Here is a 238-nt window from a genome sequence, read left to right on the forward strand (position 1 = left end):
AAAAGGGCTTCGGCGCCATCTAGCCCCCATCTTGCTCCTGTTATATCGAGGCGGTCATTAATCAGATGCCGGCAGGCGCCTTCAATTATCCCGCTCGCTATCGGAAATCCCGCCGCCAAAGCCTCATCGTATCTCAACCTGTCTTTGTTTTTAACCAGGTACTTCGCACAGCTATCTACAGCGTCTCGCTTCGTTAATTTCCTTTTTGTTGCACTCTGCCTGAGTCCTTTTGCCACCT

At 50.8% G+C, this 238-nt stretch carries 1 pseudogene; it reads right to left on the minus strand.

Features of this window, described 5'->3' with window-relative positions:
• A pseudogene (locus H5300_RS27805) lies at positions 1-238 on the minus strand (ISKra4 family transposase); the annotation flags it as partial.

It is taken from the genome of Vibrio sp. SG41-7 (assembly GCF_014164465.1).
GTDB lineage: Bacteria > Pseudomonadota > Gammaproteobacteria > Enterobacterales > Vibrionaceae > Vibrio > Vibrio splendidus.